This window comes from Auritidibacter ignavus (assembly GCF_029853775.1).
GTDB lineage: Bacteria > Actinomycetota > Actinomycetes > Actinomycetales > Micrococcaceae > Auritidibacter > Auritidibacter ignavus.
Map to the genome: position 1 here is coordinate 2042989 of NZ_CP122564.1, position 16688 is coordinate 2059676.

9 protein-coding genes are annotated in these 16688 nt (G+C 59.3%); 6 read left to right on the forward strand and 3 right to left on the reverse strand.

From position 1 onward, the window contains the following. The first annotated feature begins 1 nt into the window (after position 1). A complete protein-coding gene (locus tag QDX22_RS09315; RefSeq protein WP_279723917.1) occupies positions 2 to 1825 on the forward strand; it encodes an alkaline phosphatase in 1824 nt (607 codons plus the stop codon). A 73-nt stretch (positions 1826 to 1898) separates the two neighbouring features. Here QDX22_RS09315 and QDX22_RS09320 read toward each other — a convergent pair whose 3' ends face one another. Continuing rightward, complete coding sequence (locus QDX22_RS09320; RefSeq protein ID WP_110098976.1) at positions 1899 to 2744, reverse strand: CoA transferase; 846 nt, start codon at positions 2742 to 2744, stop codon at positions 1899 to 1901. A gap of 113 nt (positions 2745 to 2857) precedes the next feature. On the opposite strand from QDX22_RS09320, the gene QDX22_RS09325 reads away from it, so the two are divergent. The 3 genes from QDX22_RS09325 (at position 2858) to QDX22_RS09335 (ending at position 8899) form a co-directional block, all read left to right on the forward strand. Beyond that, the gene (locus tag QDX22_RS09325) at positions 2858 to 3967 is read left to right on the forward strand and encodes an alcohol dehydrogenase catalytic domain-containing protein (RefSeq protein WP_110098975.1); all 1110 of its coding nucleotides are present in this window, start codon (positions 2858 to 2860) and stop codon (positions 3965 to 3967) included. A gap of 147 nt (positions 3968 to 4114) precedes the next feature. Beyond that, positions 4115 to 7240, forward strand: coding sequence for an isopeptide-forming domain-containing fimbrial protein (locus tag QDX22_RS09330; RefSeq protein ID WP_183145608.1), 3126 nt, complete (start codon positions 4115 to 4117; stop codon positions 7238 to 7240). A 378-nt stretch (positions 7241 to 7618) separates the two neighbouring features. Continuing rightward, positions 7619 to 8899, forward strand: coding sequence for a fibronectin type III domain-containing protein (locus QDX22_RS09335; RefSeq protein ID WP_279717786.1), 1281 nt, complete (start codon positions 7619 to 7621; stop codon positions 8897 to 8899). Here the strand turns inward: QDX22_RS09335 and QDX22_RS09340 are convergent. Beyond that, positions 8869 to 10227, reverse strand: a complete 1359-nt coding sequence (locus QDX22_RS09340) for an IS256 family transposase (RefSeq protein ID WP_425248464.1) — start codon at positions 10225 to 10227, stop codon at positions 8869 to 8871. The two genes, QDX22_RS09335 and QDX22_RS09340, sit on opposite strands and share 31 nt — an antisense overlap. A gap of 73 nt (positions 10228 to 10300) precedes the next feature. Here QDX22_RS09340 and QDX22_RS09345 point away from each other — a divergent pair, with 73 nt between their 5' ends. Together QDX22_RS09345 and QDX22_RS09350 are read left to right on the forward strand one after the other, a co-directional pair. Beyond that, entirely contained in the window at positions 10301 to 11731 is a 1431-nt protein-coding gene (locus QDX22_RS09345) for an immunoglobulin-like domain-containing protein (RefSeq protein ID WP_279718194.1), read from the forward strand. A 172-nt stretch (positions 11732 to 11903) separates the two neighbouring features. Next, positions 11904 to 15335, forward strand: coding sequence for a lamin tail domain-containing protein (locus tag QDX22_RS09350; RefSeq protein ID WP_279717787.1), 3432 nt, complete (start codon positions 11904 to 11906; stop codon positions 15333 to 15335). Here QDX22_RS09350 and QDX22_RS09355 read toward each other — a convergent pair. Beyond that, on the reverse strand, positions 15332 to 16660 hold the full coding sequence (locus QDX22_RS09355) for a hypothetical protein (RefSeq protein WP_279717788.1): 1329 nt from the start codon (positions 16658 to 16660) through the stop codon (positions 15332 to 15334). The two genes, QDX22_RS09350 and QDX22_RS09355, sit on opposite strands and share 4 nt — an antisense overlap. Positions 16661 to 16688: the final 28 nt, after the last annotated feature.

Consider the following 16688-nt stretch of genomic DNA (forward strand, 5'->3'; position numbering starts at 1 on the left):
AGTGCTGTTCGGTACCGTTTTTCTCAACCACGACGAAGAGGACTCGTTAATAATGCGTATTTTCCGCTCCACGTGCGGCCGCATCGCCCTGGGTGCTGCTGCAACGGTGGCAACCGCATCGCTGGTAGCCCCCTCCGCCACGGCGCAAGAAACCGCTAACGCCCCCGAGGCCGCCCAGGCCCCGAAGAACATCATCCTGCTCATCGGTGATGGTATGGGCTATAACCACGTCGACTCCGCCAGCTTGTTTGAAAATGGTGAGTCGAACTGGCAGATCTCCGTTGATCCCGAGAACGATCAGCAACAACACCAGTCAGACTACGGTGACAACCCCCAGCAGTCGTACGAAGAGTTCGACCTGCAGATTGGCATGTCCCACCACTCGCTGGATTCACCGGTCTACGATCCCGAAGCCGCCTGGGCTGACTTTGACTGGGTGAAGAACAACCCGACCGACTCCGCTGCCTCCGGTACCGCTCTGGCGTCCGGTCACAAGACCCACAACGGCTCCCTGGGCGTTGATGATGACGGCGAACCAGTCGAAAACTTCGCTGAGTACGCTGCGGAGAAGGGTCTGGCCACCGGTGTGGTCTCCTCGGTTCCCTTCGGCCACGCCACCCCGGCCTCCTGGGGTGCACACGTTGCCGATCGTGGTGAAAACCACGCCATCGCCGAGCAGATGATCAACGGTGAGCTGGACGTCATTATCGGTGCCGGTCACCCGCTCTACGATGTGGACGGTCAGGAGCGCGAGGCCAACTGGAAGTGGCTGACCGAGGAACAGTACACCGACCTGCAGGAGGGCAACACCGACTTCACCTTCCTGGAGACCACCGCTGAGCTGAAGGACGTGGCCAACGGTAACAACGTTCCGGAGTCCCTATTCGGCCTGGTGCCGGTGGCAGAAACCCTGCAGTTTGACCGCACCGCCCTGGCTGAGGCTGAGCCTCGTCGTGACAACGGCCGTGTGGACGGCGTTCCCCTGGAAGAGGGTCAGTCCCCGCTGCCCGGTGAAATCGCTAAGAACGACGTGCCGACCCTGGCTGAACTGACCGACGCTGCCCTGAACGTTCTGGAGCAGAACGACGAGGGCTTCTTCACCATGATCGAAGGCGGCGCCATTGACTGGGCCGGTCACGCTAACGCCACCACCGGTAACCTCGAAGAGCAGATCGAATTCAACGACGCTGTGGATACCGTCGTGAACTGGGTTGAGGAAAACTCCAGCTGGGATGAGACTCTGGTGATGGTGACCGCTGACCACGAGACCGGCTTCCTCTCCGGCCCCGGTGCAGGTACCGCCTGGACTCAGATCACCGGTGAAGCTGGCCAGCTTCCCGTTGGCGGCTGGTACTCCGGTGACCACACTCAGGCTCTGGTGCCGTTCTTCGCACACGGTGCTGGCGCTGACTCCGTGCTGAACTACGTTCAGGGTGAAGACCCGGTTCGCGGTCAGTACATCGACAACACCGATGTGGCTAAGCTCAGCTTCGACCTGCTCTCCGGCGAAGCCGCCCCCGGTCCCGGTGCTGGCGACGATGACGAAGAAGCCCCTGGCTCCGATGACGACGACGCTCAGACCCCCGGGTCTGACGACGAGGACGGCACCGCCGGTTCCGATGAGGACGAAGAGGGCACCGCTGGCGCCGGTACCGAAGACGGCGTTGCCGGCTCCGGCGACGATGTTGCCGCTGGTGACTCCGAGCAGTCCGGTAGCCTGGCTGACACAGGTACCAGCGTGGCCATCATTGCCCTGCTGATTGCTGGTGCTTTGCTGGTTGCTGGTGTGACCCTGATGGTGCTGCGGAAGAAGAAGACCGCCTAAGCGTCACAAGCTCACCAACCTTTCAGGGGCCTACCCGCCAGGTAGGCCCCTGAGTCGTGTTGATGGTGAGTGATTAATGATCGGTGCTAACCACCGGTTCAAACGGCAGATCGTGCTCGCGAGCAAAAGCCACCCACTCGGCGTTGGTGCGTGAGGCGAACTGAGTGGCCAACTCTTCGGCTGTTGATCCCAAGAGCTCGGCGGTGCGTTGGGCGAAATGTGGTTCCAGACTCGCCACCGCCAACACACCGTCAGCGGTGTCATACATCCGATAGAACGGATTGCCACCTCCCAACGGTGCGCCCGGGGTGGTCATCCCGTAGCGGGCCGGAGCGGCTGCCCACTCGGCAGCCTGGTCCAGCACCACCCGTTGCACCGTGCCCTCGGTGATCTCCGGATGATTTCGCAACAAGTTCAGGCCAGCTAAAGCCGCCGTCGCGCCGCGTTCGCCACCGAGTAAATCGCCACCCAGAATCTGTGGCATGGCTGGTGGTACGAGCGAGCCGTGCCGGGCCTGATAGGTGAGATCATGGCCGGGCTCATTCTCTCGGTCACCGTCGAAACCCACGATCTCCACGTGCACCAGATTAAACTGTCGTACCACCTGGTCCAAGCCCAATTTGGCCACGGCAGCCGGCCGAATCGAGGTGATCAACACCTGCGCGGTGGCCGCGATCTCGAGCAGCTGACCCCGGCCCGCGTCGGTCTTCAGATCAGCTTGGACGATCTGCATCCCCGCGGTGAGCTCGGCGTAGTAGTCGGGAACGAACTGGCGCAACGGATCACCGGCTGGATTCTCCAGTTTAATGACGGTTGCGCCCAGGTCTCGGAGTCGAGCTGCCGCCAAGGGCCCAGGCAGATTGATGGCTGTGGAGACAACCGTGATGTTGTCGAGTGGCTTGAGTGAGGTCTGTGTCACACTCAGTACTCTAATGGATCTGAGCGTCACCGAAAATGGCTGTCCGCGGACTCTTGTCGCCGGTGGTTCGCTCTGCTTGACTGAGGGCACAACCACTATTGAGGAGGCAGTTCGTGCAGATCACCGGTGCAGTTTTGGAAGAGATTGGTCGGGACCGGCCCTACGGCGAGTCCCAACCCATTGTGGTGCAAGAACTCGAGCTGTCCGAGCCCGGAGGGTCTGAACTATTGGTGCGTATGGAAGCAGCCGGGGTCTGCCACTCTGATCTATCCGTGGTCAATGGGTCTCGCGTCCGACCGGTGCCGATGCTCTTAGGCCACGAGGCTGCCGGCATCGTGGAGAAAGTCGGAGACGAGGTGACCGATATCGAGGTCGGTCAGCGCGTGGTGATGACTTTCCTGCCCCGGTGCGGAGAGTGCAAGAACTGTCAGACTGACGGAAAATTGCCCTGTTCGGTAGGGTCAGCAACCAATAATGACGGAACCCTCATCTCCGGACAGCGCCATCTCTCGCGCGATGGTCAGACGGTCGAGCACCATCTAGGTGTCTCCGGATTTGCCACCCACGCCGTGGTGGACCGCCGCTCAGTCGTACCGGTGGGTGATGACGTTCCGGCCGAAATCGCCGCGGTCTTTGGATGCGCCGTGCTGACCGGTGGTGGCGCCCTGCTCAACGCTGTTGCCCCCGAGGCCGGCGAGTCGGTGATGATCGTCGGGCTGGGCGGGGTCGGCATGGCAGCACTGTTGACTGCAGTAGCCGAAGGAATTGACCGCATTATCGCTGTCGATATGTCCGAAGAAAAGCTCGAGCAGGCCCGCCAGCTGGGCGCCCACGAGACCTACACTTCCGAAGAAGTCAAAGACCAAGGCATCACCGCAGACCATACCCTGGAATGCGCCGGTCACCCCAGCGCCTTCGAACTCGCATTCTCTGCCACCAACCCCGGCGGTCGGACGGTGACCGCAGGGCTCCCCTCCCCGGATGCCACCTCCACCATCACCCCGCTGACTTTGACCAGCGAAGTACGTACCGTGATGGGCTCCTACCTGGGATCTTCGGTGCCATCCCGAGACATTCCGCGGTTCGAAAAGCTGTGGCGGGAGGGAAAACTTCCCGTTGAAAAGCTCATCACCCGCCATATTCGCCTTGACGAGATCAATGATGCGATGGATCAGCTCGCTGACGGAGCTGCGGTGCGTCAGATCATCGATTTCTCAGGCTGACTTGCCGGCTCAGAAGGGTAGTAATTAACCTCACAGGTGTTCGGTGGTGCGTCGTGTATATTCAGTAGCCACGCGCGCACTTACTCGCTAGTATATAAACGATCATCGCTCATCACCCCTGGTCAGGGGCTTATCGAAGGAACGCCTGTGCCCATCCGCTTACGCCTGCGCTTCAGCGCGATATTTTTGACTGCCCTTGCCCTGGTTGCCGGGCTGGTTCTTCCCTCGGCCCTCCCGGCTGAGGCTGAGACCGGTCAGACTAAGGCCTATGAATTTACCGGAAACTGGATTGACCAGCCGGAGGCTTTGGAGTCCGGGGTTGGGGTTGTCGGGGCCCAGTGGCGACTCGATATCAACGACTCGGCCGCTGCTCCGGGTAATGCCAATGTTGATGGCAACGTTCTTGAAGTGACCCTGGAGAACGCGGTGTTTACCGATACGCCGGAGACCTGCGAGTCAGCGGAGTTGTCGGAGGATCGCCGCTCCGTGACGTGTGATCTGGGTGAACGCGCTCAGGGTACCGCCGAGGTTGCTTTCACCGGTGTGCTGGCTGATGGCCCGGCCGGTTCCTTTGTGACTGCGACCGGTACGTTCCGGGGCCACGAGGTCAAGCTCCCCGAGATCCCGATTATCAAAAACTTCGGTATGACCGCAAAATTCGATGGTGGTCACCCACAGTCGCTGATTGCCACCAATACCAGGTATCAGAACATCAACTTCCCCTTCTCGATCTCTCACGCTCAGCAGACCGCCAACGGCCCGGACTCGGTGACCTACAGGCTAGACATTCGCTACGTCGACCAGAATGGGAGAATGGTCGCTACTGTCGATCCTCGCCAGACGAGCTGTTCGGCCAATGACCGTATCCAGTCCGGTTACCCGTTCTCGGATGGTCAGCACGCCGAAAACCAGTCCACGCATTTTCCCGACTGCACCCTGAGAAAAACCGGGGACACCACCTTCGAGCTCACCCTCAGCGACCTGAACTACGACAACGGGCCTCGTTTGGACTCCAACGGTCAGCCTCTCCCGGTCGGTTGGGATGTGATCGCCGCCGGTAATATTCACCTTCAGGTGCCATATAACCAGCAGGCACGGGGCGGTACGGTGCGGCTCAAAGCAGAGCCCCAGACCTACACCTCGGTTGAGGGAGAAACCTACGAGGACACCTTAGATAATAAGACCAACGCCATTCCGGTCGTGCGCGGTGCGTTTACCGGAGGGTGGGTTCTCGGTGCCCAGCGCCCCAACGCTTACCCAGGCTCTCCCTGGACAAATACGTACCGCGTACCAGCCGGCGCTACCGTGACCTCGGTCGCGGCCACCACGCCAACCACGAGCCAGAATTCAAAAGCGCACAATTGGGTCTGCACGACTTTCGACACTGAGTATGTAGAGTTTCAAGACGCACGTGTGTCATTGAAACGGGAGGCGCAACCTACCTATATTTATGATGACTCGTACGAGGGAGATATTTGGTACTACACCGGTGACATGGTTGACGCCTGGACCGGGGAGCCGGTAGATCCCAATTTCTTCAACTGTGGTACCGAGGCCAAGAGGAGCGATCCTGCTCACGGCAACCCGCCAGGCTGGTCAACTGAGAAGCCCGATGACCTCTCCACGGTCAAGGCCGTGAAGGTTGAACTTCGCCCAGAACTCTTGGCCGAAACAACACACGAGAGATCAGTGGTCTACCTGGTTTCGGAGCTAAAGCTGAAACCGAGTGCGAAGCCCGGTCAAGACGTTTATACCTGGGCTTACTCTCTGGAACAAGGTCGTAACGAGTGGCGAGCCGATCGGATCCAGAACAATCTTGATTATTATGACCGCTCGATGAATCCTGATCTCGCAGAGCCACACAACACCTTGACGCCGGAGGGCTGGCGCTACCCGTACTCCGGGCCAGGACGTGATGCTCTTCTGGTCGTCGGGTCGTTCCCGTTGGTGGAGAACCTCATTGAGAATACCGAATACAAACCAGGTGACGCTGCGAAGTACACGGTGCGTTATGGTTTGGAATCCAACTTGGCTGAACCGGACACTGACCAGGTCGTGGTGAAAAACACCTTGGCGAAGGGCATGGAATACGTCCCCGGGACCGCGCAAGCGAGGACTGGAGCTGCGGTGGGCGAGCCGGAGGTGAGTACGAATGACGATGGCCAGCAGGTACTGACCTGGACCATCGATAACGTGCTACCCAACGACGAACTGGGTGAGATAGTCTTTGAGGCCACGGTGCCTGACGATGCCGAACCGGGTGCGGTTTTCGTGAATAAAGCCACAGCCACGTCCCAGGAAGTCACGGTTGACGATAGCGTGCAGTTCGTGGTCCCGCGCTCTGGACACACCTCGATTGTGAAGGACACCGAGCAGGCCACCTTGGACCTGCCGAAGGCTGATGACCCGGATCAGGACGTCACCGCCTGGTGGGATGTAAAGGTCACTTCCGAAGACCCGAACACCTCCTCGTTTGTGGACGTCATCGACTCATTGCCGTATGACGGTGATGGTAGGGGGACCTCAACCGATGCCCAGTTGAAGTTGGCTTCGGTAGACGCTCCCCAGGGTGCGACTGTTTACTACACGACGGTTGATCCCGCTGAGCTGGACGAAGATCCGGGAGCTGAGGTCAACGGTGGTGCTGGTACTCCGTCGGATATTTGGTCCACTGAGTTTACTGAGGATGCCACGGCTGTGCGTGTGATTACCGGTGAGCTGGCACCTGGAAAGACGCTGTCCTTCCGGGTCAACCTTTCGGTGATCGGTGGTAAGAATGGCGATATTCTGGTGAATAAAGCAGTTGGACGTGCCGAGAGTACCCAGTTGCGGATGCGTACGTCCTCGCCTGTGACGTTCATTGGTGCTGAGGAGCCCTCGCCGTCGCCAAGTGAGCCGACTGAGCCGTCGCCAAGTGAGCCTTCTCCTACGGAGCCCACTCCTACGGAACCGTCTGAGCCGTCTCCGAGTGAGCCTTCGCCTACGGAGCCGACTCCGTCTGAGCCGACGCCTACTGAGCCGACTCCGTCTGAGCCGACGCCGTCTGAGCCGACGCCTACTGAGCCCAGCGACTCGACCTCGACGCCGGGCGGGTCAGAATCTACAGTTCCTGGTCAGCCTGGTTCGTCGCCAGACCAGCCGGGCGGTGGCTCTGATGAGGATGGTGATTTGGCCAGCACTGGTAGTGCAGCGCTGAGTATTGTTATGGGTGCTGTGGCGTTGATTGGTCTGGGCCTTGTGCTTACGGTCGTTCGACGGCAACGTCATAGCTAACTAGCTGACTGACTGGTTAGTCGCACGGCGGCGAACTCCACCGCGGGTTCGTCGCCGTTCTGCGTTTCAGCACGCTATTCCAGCTACTTGCCTCTCGCATTCTCCGCAACGGTCAACGAGCTGACAACAGGAGGCGTCGGTAAGACCGGCTCTACGTGTTGTTTCAGCTGGTGGCGTCGCCTGGTGTCAAATACGTATATGGTGTCTAACACTAGTGTTCAGTGTTTTTTCAGCCTCTACTCAAAGTGCATTCAAATTAAATCCGGAGTTCACACAGAGTTCGATCCTGCTATCCATAATCGAATCGGTGCGTTTCTATTGCGCGCTTTCTTATGCTCGTAGACCTGTTAACTCACACTTTGAATTGAGATGAGAGCTTTGAAGAAACTGTTTTCCTTCCGCGCGGTCGGTGGATTGTTGACGCTGGCTTTGGTTGGGGGCGGTATCGCCACAGCTGTTGTTCCAGCTGTTGGGGCCCCTGAAGATCAACTTATTACTAGTGGAACGACTGAATGGCGTTATCTTGATGACGGCACTGATCCTGCTGATGGTCTGCCTGGTCGCACCGATTGGACTCTGGCTGAGTTTGATGACAGTCAGTGGAAGACCGGCGCCGGGAGTTTTGGTGCGAAGAAAGGCGAGAAAGCAGAGCTGTCTGGTGGGTATACTCCGGATAACCTGCTGAACCAGTACAAAGAGGGTACCGGAGAGAACCATGAAGCGTTTTTCTTCCGTACCACCATCGATGTTGACGCTGCTGAGCTGGAAGGCGATAAGCAGCTGGCCGGTGAAGTGATCTACGATGACGCGGCAACTGTCTTCGTTAACGGAGAAAAAGTTGCTGGTTTCGACGATGCTGGCATTCAGTATGCGGCTGATGGCGAAGGACGCAACCTGGTTTATGGTGGCTCTAACGCTGGTGCTCCGAAGACCGGCCAGATCGAGGTCGATGCAGATATCCTCAAGCCCGGGGAGAACACTATTGCGGTTCAATTGCACCAGGGGCGGGCCGCCAGCTCTGATATTTACTTGGATATGACCAAGCTGAGCCTCACTGGTGGGGGCCAGGACTCACCGAATCAGGCCCAGCATTCCTTGCTCCTGGGCGTCGGCTCCGACCCCAGTGAGCGCTACATCTCCTGGTTCACCGCCACTGGTGTTCATGAAGTCGTGCAGATCGCAGCTGGTGAGCACGCTGAGATGCCGAGTGAGGCCCAGACAGTTCAGGCAGTCACGCGCGGGACGAGTGCTGTTGAGGGTGAAGATTTTGTTCACGCTACCCTGACCGGTCTGACCCCGGGTGTTTATTCCTATCGTGTTGGTTCCGAGGAAGGTGGCTGGACTGATATTGAGCAGTTCCGCGTCTACGAGGACACCTTGGAGCACCAGTTCACCTTCATGGGCGACGCTCAGATCGGAGCGTCTGGCAATATTGAAAGGGATGGCATTGGTTGGCAGACCACCTTGGATGCTGCCAACGAAATGTTCCCCGAGGCCCAATTCATGTACTCGGCCGGTGACCAGGTGCAGACCTACGCTGGGGATTCGGCCGAGTACCGGTCTTATCTGGCTCCGAAGCAGATGCGTACTCAGGAGGTTGTCAATTCTGTTGTGTACGGGGGTTGGGTTTACAGGTATGGGTTCATTCGGTCGGGGTAGGCTGCCGCGAGTTGGGCTAGTGCCTGTTTCCAGTTCGTGGTGACTTGTCCTTCGACGAGTCTGCCGGCGGCTTTGCGCTGGCTGGCGGGTTTGCCGCGTTCCTTGGCTCGTTGGCGTGCGTGTTTGTCCTCGATCGTGCAGATCGCTAGCCACAAGAGTTTCACCACCGCGTCGTCGGTGGGGAACTGAGTGCGGTTCTTCGTGACCTTGCGCAGCTGATAGTTCAATGACTCGATCGCATTCGTCGTATAGATCACCCGCCGCAGCGCTGGCGGGAACGCCAAAAACGGCACGAAACGCTCCCAGGCGTTTGTCCAGGTCGCGACCGCTGACGGGTATTTCTGACCGAGTTCAGAAGCTGCGAAATCCTCCAGGGCAGCCTTGGCAGTATCCTCGTTGCTTGCGGTGTAGATGGCCTTCAAAGCCTGTGAAACCGCCTTGCGATCGCCGTAGGTGACGAACCGGTTCGCTGCCCGGATCAGGTGCACCACGCACGTCTGGACAAGCGAGTCCGGCCAGGTCGCTTCGATAGCCTCTGGCAAGCCGGTCAGCCCGTCACAGCAGACGATGAGCACATCGCGGATCCCGCGGTTGGCAAGCTCGGCACAGACATGGGCCCAAAACGCGGCGCCTTCGGTGTCCTGGACCCAGATGCCCAGGACGTGCTTGATGCCGTCCATATCGACGCCGACAGCGATGTGTGCCGCTTTTGACCGCACATGCCCACCATCGCGGACCTTAACCCGAATCGCATCGAGGTAGATCACGGGGTAGAACTCTTCTAACGGCCGGTTCTGCCATTCCACAACGGCTTCCAGCACGGCGTCGGTGATATTGGCGATCGTCTCGTGAGACAGCTCCGTGCCGATCGTGACAGCCAGGTGATGCTGGATATCGCGGATCGTCATTCCACCGGCATACAAGCTGATGATCATCTCATCCAGCCCGCCCAGCCGGCGCGAGCCCTTAGGCACCAGACGCGGGGTGAACGACCCGTCACGATCCCTAGGCACCGTCAGCTCGATATCGCCGACCTCGCTGGCGACCGTCTTGGAATACGAGCCATTACGGGCATTGACCGGCCGGTCCGTGACGGCTTTAGCCTCCCGGTCACCAGGCCCGTAACCCAGATGCGAGGTCATCTCAGCCTGCAGGCCCCGTTCGAGTGCTTCCTTGATCAGTTCAGGAATCACTCCACCGTTGCCGGTCAGCTCGATCTCACCGGCGTCGATCCGAGCGAAAAGCTCGTCCAAGGCGCCACTGGCCTTCAACTGCGCAACAACATCAGCCCCACCAGGCTGATCAACACGATCATCTGTCATGGTCATCATCATGTCCTCTCATCGATAACTCTGTACACAAACAATCTGACACCCTCGTACTCAGGTTTCTGCGCAGACTCTGGGTAACCACGACTTCAACCGCAACCAGATTCAGAAGCTCTACGGTGAGCACTTCCACCAGCCCAACCTGTGGGAAGGCGACCCGACCGAGGGCACCTACTGGTTCAAGTACAACGGCGTATTGCATCTGAACATCAGCACCGAATATCCGCTGAATGATGGTAGCTACGATGCCTTGCGGGCTTATCTGCAGAATGTCATTGCTGAAGAGTCTCACGACACTCACTGGACCGTGCTGACCTTCCACCGCTCGATCTACTCCTCCGGAGCTACCCACTCGCAGACGATCACCACCCGGCGCCTCCGTGAAGGCATCTCCCCGATCGTCAAGGACCTTGATATCGACCTGGTGCTGGCTGGTCATGACCACAGCTACACCCGTACTCACCTGATGGACGGTACCACCCCGATCGTCCCCGAGGACGCCGAGGCTAACGCTGAGACGTTCGCAGCGACCCCCGTCAATGACCCGAACGTCGACCACGACGTTGTCTACCCTCAAGATGGTCAGGTGCTGTACATCACCGCGAACTCGTCCTCCGGTTCAAAGTACTACAGCCTTGTACCGTCTAGCTGGACCCCGTGGAAGCACACCAATAACCAGAACTACACTCCACAGTTCACCAACGTGGACGTCAAGGAGTGCTCGCTGACCATGACCACGCTCACTAACACGGGTGAGCAGGTCGATAAGGTCGAGCTGGTCAAGGACAAACTGGCTCCGGAGATAGTTCATCCCGGTGACACCTCGATTCAGGTCGGGGCTGACTTCGATCCGCTGGCCGGCGTTGAGGTTTCCGACGGTTGCGATGCCGTTGCCGTTGAAGACGTCACCGTCACCGGTGAAGTCGATACCGCCGTACCCGGAGAATACGAGCTGACCTACACCCTTGTGGATGCTTCCGGGAACGAACGGGCCGTGACTCGTACCGTGACCGTAATTGAAGGTCAAGCCCCAGGCGAAGACCCGACTGAGGTTCCGACTGAGGTTCCGACGGATGGTCCGACTGAGGTTCCCACGGAGGATCCAACTGAGGTTCCGACGGACGAGCCAAGTGAGGAGCCGACGGAAGGTACCCAGGAGCCTACTGAGGGTGCAACTGAGGAGCCGACGGAAGGTACCCAGGAGCCTACTGAGGGCGCAACTGAGGAGCCGACGGAAGGTAGCACCCAGGAGCCCACTGAGGGTGCAACTGAGGAGCCGACCGACGACACTAGTCAGAAGGCCAGCGAGGATGCTTCTGCGGCAGAGTCGACAGAGCCTGAGTCCAGCGAAGCTGGTCAGGACGCCGAGCAACCCGGTCAGCAAGACCGTGATGGTGATCTGGCCAGCACCGGTACGATGGCCTTGGCTATCGGCGTGGCAGCTGCTGTGCTGATTGCTCTGGGTCTACTGCTGACCATCACCCGACGGAAGCGTCACAGCTAAGAGTTGACCGACATAACCACAACAGTTCGGTGGCGAACTCACTGACGGGTTCGCCACCGAATTGCGTTCCGGTGGAGGTTTCGACGGTGTTAATCTTGGGGTCACCGGCGGTTCTCGTGTATCTGCTCTACTACTGGTGGTCACTTCATCACTCATGAGAGGAAATCTGCCGATGTTCTCTGCGCGCAAGCGTGTCCTGGCGACCATCTTGCTGGCGCCTCTGACCGGTGCCGGCTTGGTGCTAGCTCCCTTCACAGCCACCGCTGAAACTCTTGAACAACCATCCGCCGAGGTGGCCCAGTCCGAGGTCACGGTGGTGATTAATGAAGTCGTGTCGAAGGGTGGAGACCCTGGCGACTGGGTGGAGTTCTACAACTACGGTACTGAGGATGTCGATCTGTCGGGCTACGTTCTGAAAGACGATGACGACAGCCACTCCTATGTCTTCCCGGAGAACACGGTGATTCCGGCTGGGGGATACCTGGTCATCGACGAGAAAACCGCTGATAACCCAGGATTTGATTTCGGGCTCGGCGGAAAAGATCAGGTACGCCTGTTCGCACCCGATGGCACCACCCTGGTGGATTCGGTGTCCTGGGATACCCACGCCAATGGTAGCTATAGTCGCAACGCTGACGGTGACGTGGTCGAAACCGCCAACCCCACCAAGGGCGCTGCTAACGACTTCGGTTCCGAGGATACCGCTCCTGGAAACGACCGGTCTGTGGTGATCAACGAAGTCGTTTACGACGACATCGAAGGTTACGAAGACTCCATCGAGCTCTACAACACGTCCGAGACCGAGGTGGACCTGACCGGCTACAGTGTCCACGACGACAAAGATCGTCCCGGCGAAGGTGACTTGAAAGGTTCCTTGGCCCCCGGCGAGTTCCTGGTGCTCACCAAAGACAAGGACTTTTCCTTCGGTCTGGGGAAGGGCGACTCGGTTTCCCTCCGTGATGCGTCTGACGCCGAAATTGATCGCCTCGACTACGAGGCCACCAGCCCGATTGCTAACTTCTCTCGGTGCCCGGACGGCACTGGCGAGTTCCAGCACGGTACCAAGACCACGCTGGGTGCACCCAATAATTGCGAACCAGTTGCCGAGATTCCGACCCCAGGCGAGCTGGTGCTCAACGAGATTGATTCCTCCCCGGCTGACTGGCTGGAATTCTTGAATCCCGGTGATGAAGAGATCGACATTTCCGGTGTGGAAATTCGAGACAACTCCGATGACCACCGCTTCCGCTTCCCGCAGGACACCACGTTGGGCGCGGGTGAATACCTGATCGTCGACAGCAAGACCACCGGTGAGGTCTACAACGATACTGCCGATATCTGGGAAGAGGGCACCTTTGAGGCAGCGATCGGTATTGGATCCGGAGACAGCATCCGCGTCTACGATGCCGAGACAGGTGAACTGACGACCGAATACAGCTGGAGTAACCACCCGGCCATTGATGGCGATGAACAAGCTGCCACCTGGGCACGGTGCCCCAATGCGACCGGACCCTTCGGGCTGGGTTATGCCACCCCGGGTGAAGCCAACAAATGCGCTCAGCCGGCCGTGGTGATCAACGAAATTGAATCCAATGGTGACGCCACCGACTGGGTGGAGGTCAGCAACGTCTCCGAGTCCGAGGTCAACATCTCCGGCTGGACGCTGATGGATAACGACCCCATCGGTCACGCCAACGACACCACGCCACTGCCCGAGGGCACCACGCTGGCTCCCGGTGAGCTGTTCGTCTTCGACCAGGGTGAGCACTTCGACTTCGGCCTGGGCTCCGACGACACCGCAACCATCCGCGATGCCGCCGGCAACACCGTCGACGAGCACTCTTGGACCCAGCACGCCGAGGGCGTACTGGCCCGTTGCGATGGTGAACTGATCGACGTCCCGGTTTCCACCAAGGGTCAGCCCAACGCCTGCGGTAACCCCGTGGTGCTCAACGAAGTTGAATCCTCCGACGCCGATGGTGGCGAAGACTGGATCGAACTCTACAACCCCACCGCTGAGAAGCTGGATGTCTCCGGCCTGGGCGTGATGGATGACAAAGAGCGTGACTACACCATCGCCGAGGGCACCGTTATCGAGCCCGAGAGCTACCTGGTGATCGACAACCTGGACTTCGGTCTGGGTGGCGATGACGAGGTGCGCATCTTTGACGGCGAGCGGTTGATTCAGTCGACCAGCTGGAGCTCTCACGCTGAGCAGACCTGGGGTCGCTGCCCGGATGCTACCGGTGAATTCGCCAACACTCAGAAGCCCACCCCCGGCGCGGTCAACCAGTGCCACGGCATCCCGAATGTCATTGAATGGCCCGGCGACCCGAATCCGCGTGTGATTGATGAGGAACCGATGTTCTTGACCGACTCCTCCGGTCTGGATTTTGCTGATGGTCACCTGTGGGCCGTAGATAACGGCACCGGCATCTTCTGGAAGCTGGTTGCCCACCAGGACGGCTCCGTGGAATACGCCGAAGGATGGGAAAACGGCAAGCGTGCCCGGTTTATCCAGGATGCTGACAACCCGGAGGCCGCTGGCCCAGATGCGGAAGGCATCACCGTTGACGGCGACGGCATGGTTTACATTGCCTCCGAGCGTGACAATAGCGATAAAGGGACCAACTACAACACCATCCTGCAGGTTGATCCCAACGAGCCCGGCCCCGATGTGGTCGCCAGTGCTCAGTGGGATCTGACCGACCTGTTGCCCAGTGTCAATGCCAACCTGGGCATTGAAGCTGTCGAATGGATCTCCAACGACGCTGTGAAGGACAAGATCGTTGATCTCTCCCAGGCTGAAGACGGATCGGTGCTCTACGATCCGGCAAACCACCCGAACGCTATCGCCAACGGGCTGTTCTTCACCGCTTTGGAGAACGACGGCAAGCTGTATGCTTTCGTTCTGGAACCGGAAGGCAAGGCTACTTTGGTGACGGTCATTGATCCTCAGATCGGTGGCGCGATGGGACTGCACTACGACGTGGATGCCGATACGCTGTGGGTTGCTGCTGATGACGGATACCAAGGCACTCACGCCAAGGTGACCTTCAATGGCACCGACACTCCGGAGGTGGTTCACGTCCAGCGTCCGGCTGGTATGGAGAACCTCAACAACGAGGGCTTCGCCATCTCCACCATGGACTACTGCGTTGACGGTGAACGTCCGGTCTGGTGGTTCGCCGATGGGTTCGAGTCCGGTTCATTGCGCGCTGGCACCCTGAAGTGCGATGCCCCGGATGACGATCCAACTGAGGAGCCGACGGACGAACCGACTGAGAACCCGACCGGTGGTCCGACGGACGATCCGACTGAGGAGCCGACGGACGAACCGACTGAGAACCCGACCGGTGGTCCGACGGACGATCCGACTGAGGAGCCGACGGACGAACCCACTGAGTCTGACCAGCCCGGTCAAAAGCAACCGGAGGGCGACGACAGCGTCCCGGCCGCAGGCCAGGATGGAGAGGACGGTAGCTCTCAGGATGGTCTGGCTGCGACCGGTGCGGTGGGTATTCCGCTCGGGGTTGTCGGTATCGTCTTGCTCCTGCTGGGCGCATTCATGGCGATTCGACAGAACCGCCGGATGCTGAACTAACTCTCCCAGCGCTGCTGCTCGCGCGCGTGGGTCTCAAGGTAGGCACCTGGAGAAAACTTCTCGTCGTAGAAGTCAGTATCCAGGTGCTGAGCCTGGAGATAGTTCATAATCCACACTGACGGAACCGTGCCGGGGAATTTCCCGAAGGTCTCGTCGATATATTCGGCCTGGATCGAGATCAACTCGATAAACTCCTCGTCGAACGGTGCTGCTGCTGAACGCACGCGTGGCGTGTCCTTCCAGGGCCCCGGTGTGTCCGGGTGGAATGGTCCGCCGACCCCAAACTTCCGCTCCGCCAGAGCATGCACGGCCTGAGTCATCGAGCCGAAATGCGGGCGGGTGAAGGACTCGAATACACCCTCACGTCCGGTGGGGTTCGGGATCGCCCAGCGCTCATCCTGGTCGTAGCGGAAGCTCAGTCCCGGCACCTCTGCTTCACCGGATGCACCCAGCACCGAGAGCCGGTCGATCCCGTCAAAGCTCCACCCGCCGAGTCCGATGGCCCCCAATGCCAGATGTCCAACATAACTGGATGTCATCAGCTCGGCACTGGCTTCAGCCAGTGAGTACTGCTCGACGAAGCTCAGCGGTTGTGGGTCGTCGAAGTGGTCCAGCCGGTGCTCGAATTTCTCCAATCCGGGAATCGGACGATCGTTGATGTCGTCGAAGAGCACGTATCCGTTCTGGGAGAAGAAGGCGATGTTCAGTAGCGTCTGTTGGGCTAAGTCCGCGACCGGAATCACCAACAGTGAGCCCGGCCAGTTGCCAATCCAGGTGTTATGCCCCTCGAAATAGGGTTGTTTGCGAGGTAAATACAGTCGCTCGTCGTTGAGCTTGACCGCCCGAGCTAACACCGCGTTGAGTGTCGCTTCGACCTGGTCGGTCTCGGCGGGGCTCGCGCCTTCCCAGCTGTGCTCCAGCGGCTGATCGCGGGTGGGCAGATAGTAGGTGCCGGAGTCATCGGTGAAGAAGAACTGGGTGGTGTGAAACCCGGCTGCTGAGGGGAAAGTTCGGCCGATAGCCGAGCCACTGTAGTTGGGAAACTGGGGCTGGTAGCCGGGGTGTCGAGTAATGCCGAAGTGCCAACCGGTTTGACCGGTTACGGTGGCTAAAACCAACGCCCGTTGGAGATTGGTCAGGGGACGAGACGCCTGCGAGGAGGTGTAGGCTAATACCCCTTCCGGGATCTCACCGCCGACCGGAAACCGCCGAGATCGGCGACCGATGATCGCCTCATACAGCGGGAACTCCGCAAGTTCGGCCAGAGCAGTGCGTTCGTGATCGGATAAGGAAATCGACTGCAGGCCATTATCAAAAACCGTCATGGTGCTCCTTTGAGTGTGTCAGCAGGTC

Bases quoted from the DNA above. Each gene is read 5' to 3' on its own strand.
- QDX22_RS09340 (WP_425248464.1), bottom strand. From the start codon at position 10,227: ATGACCATGACAGATGATCGTGTTGATCAGCCTGGTGGGGCTGATGTT.
- QDX22_RS09350 (WP_279717787.1), top strand. From the start codon at position 11,904: ATGTTCTCTGCGCGCAAGCGTGTCCTGGCGACCATCTTGCTGGCGCCT.
- QDX22_RS09355 (WP_279717788.1), bottom strand. From the start codon at position 16,660: ATGACGGTTTTTGATAATGGCCTGCAGTCGATTTCCTTATCCGATCAC.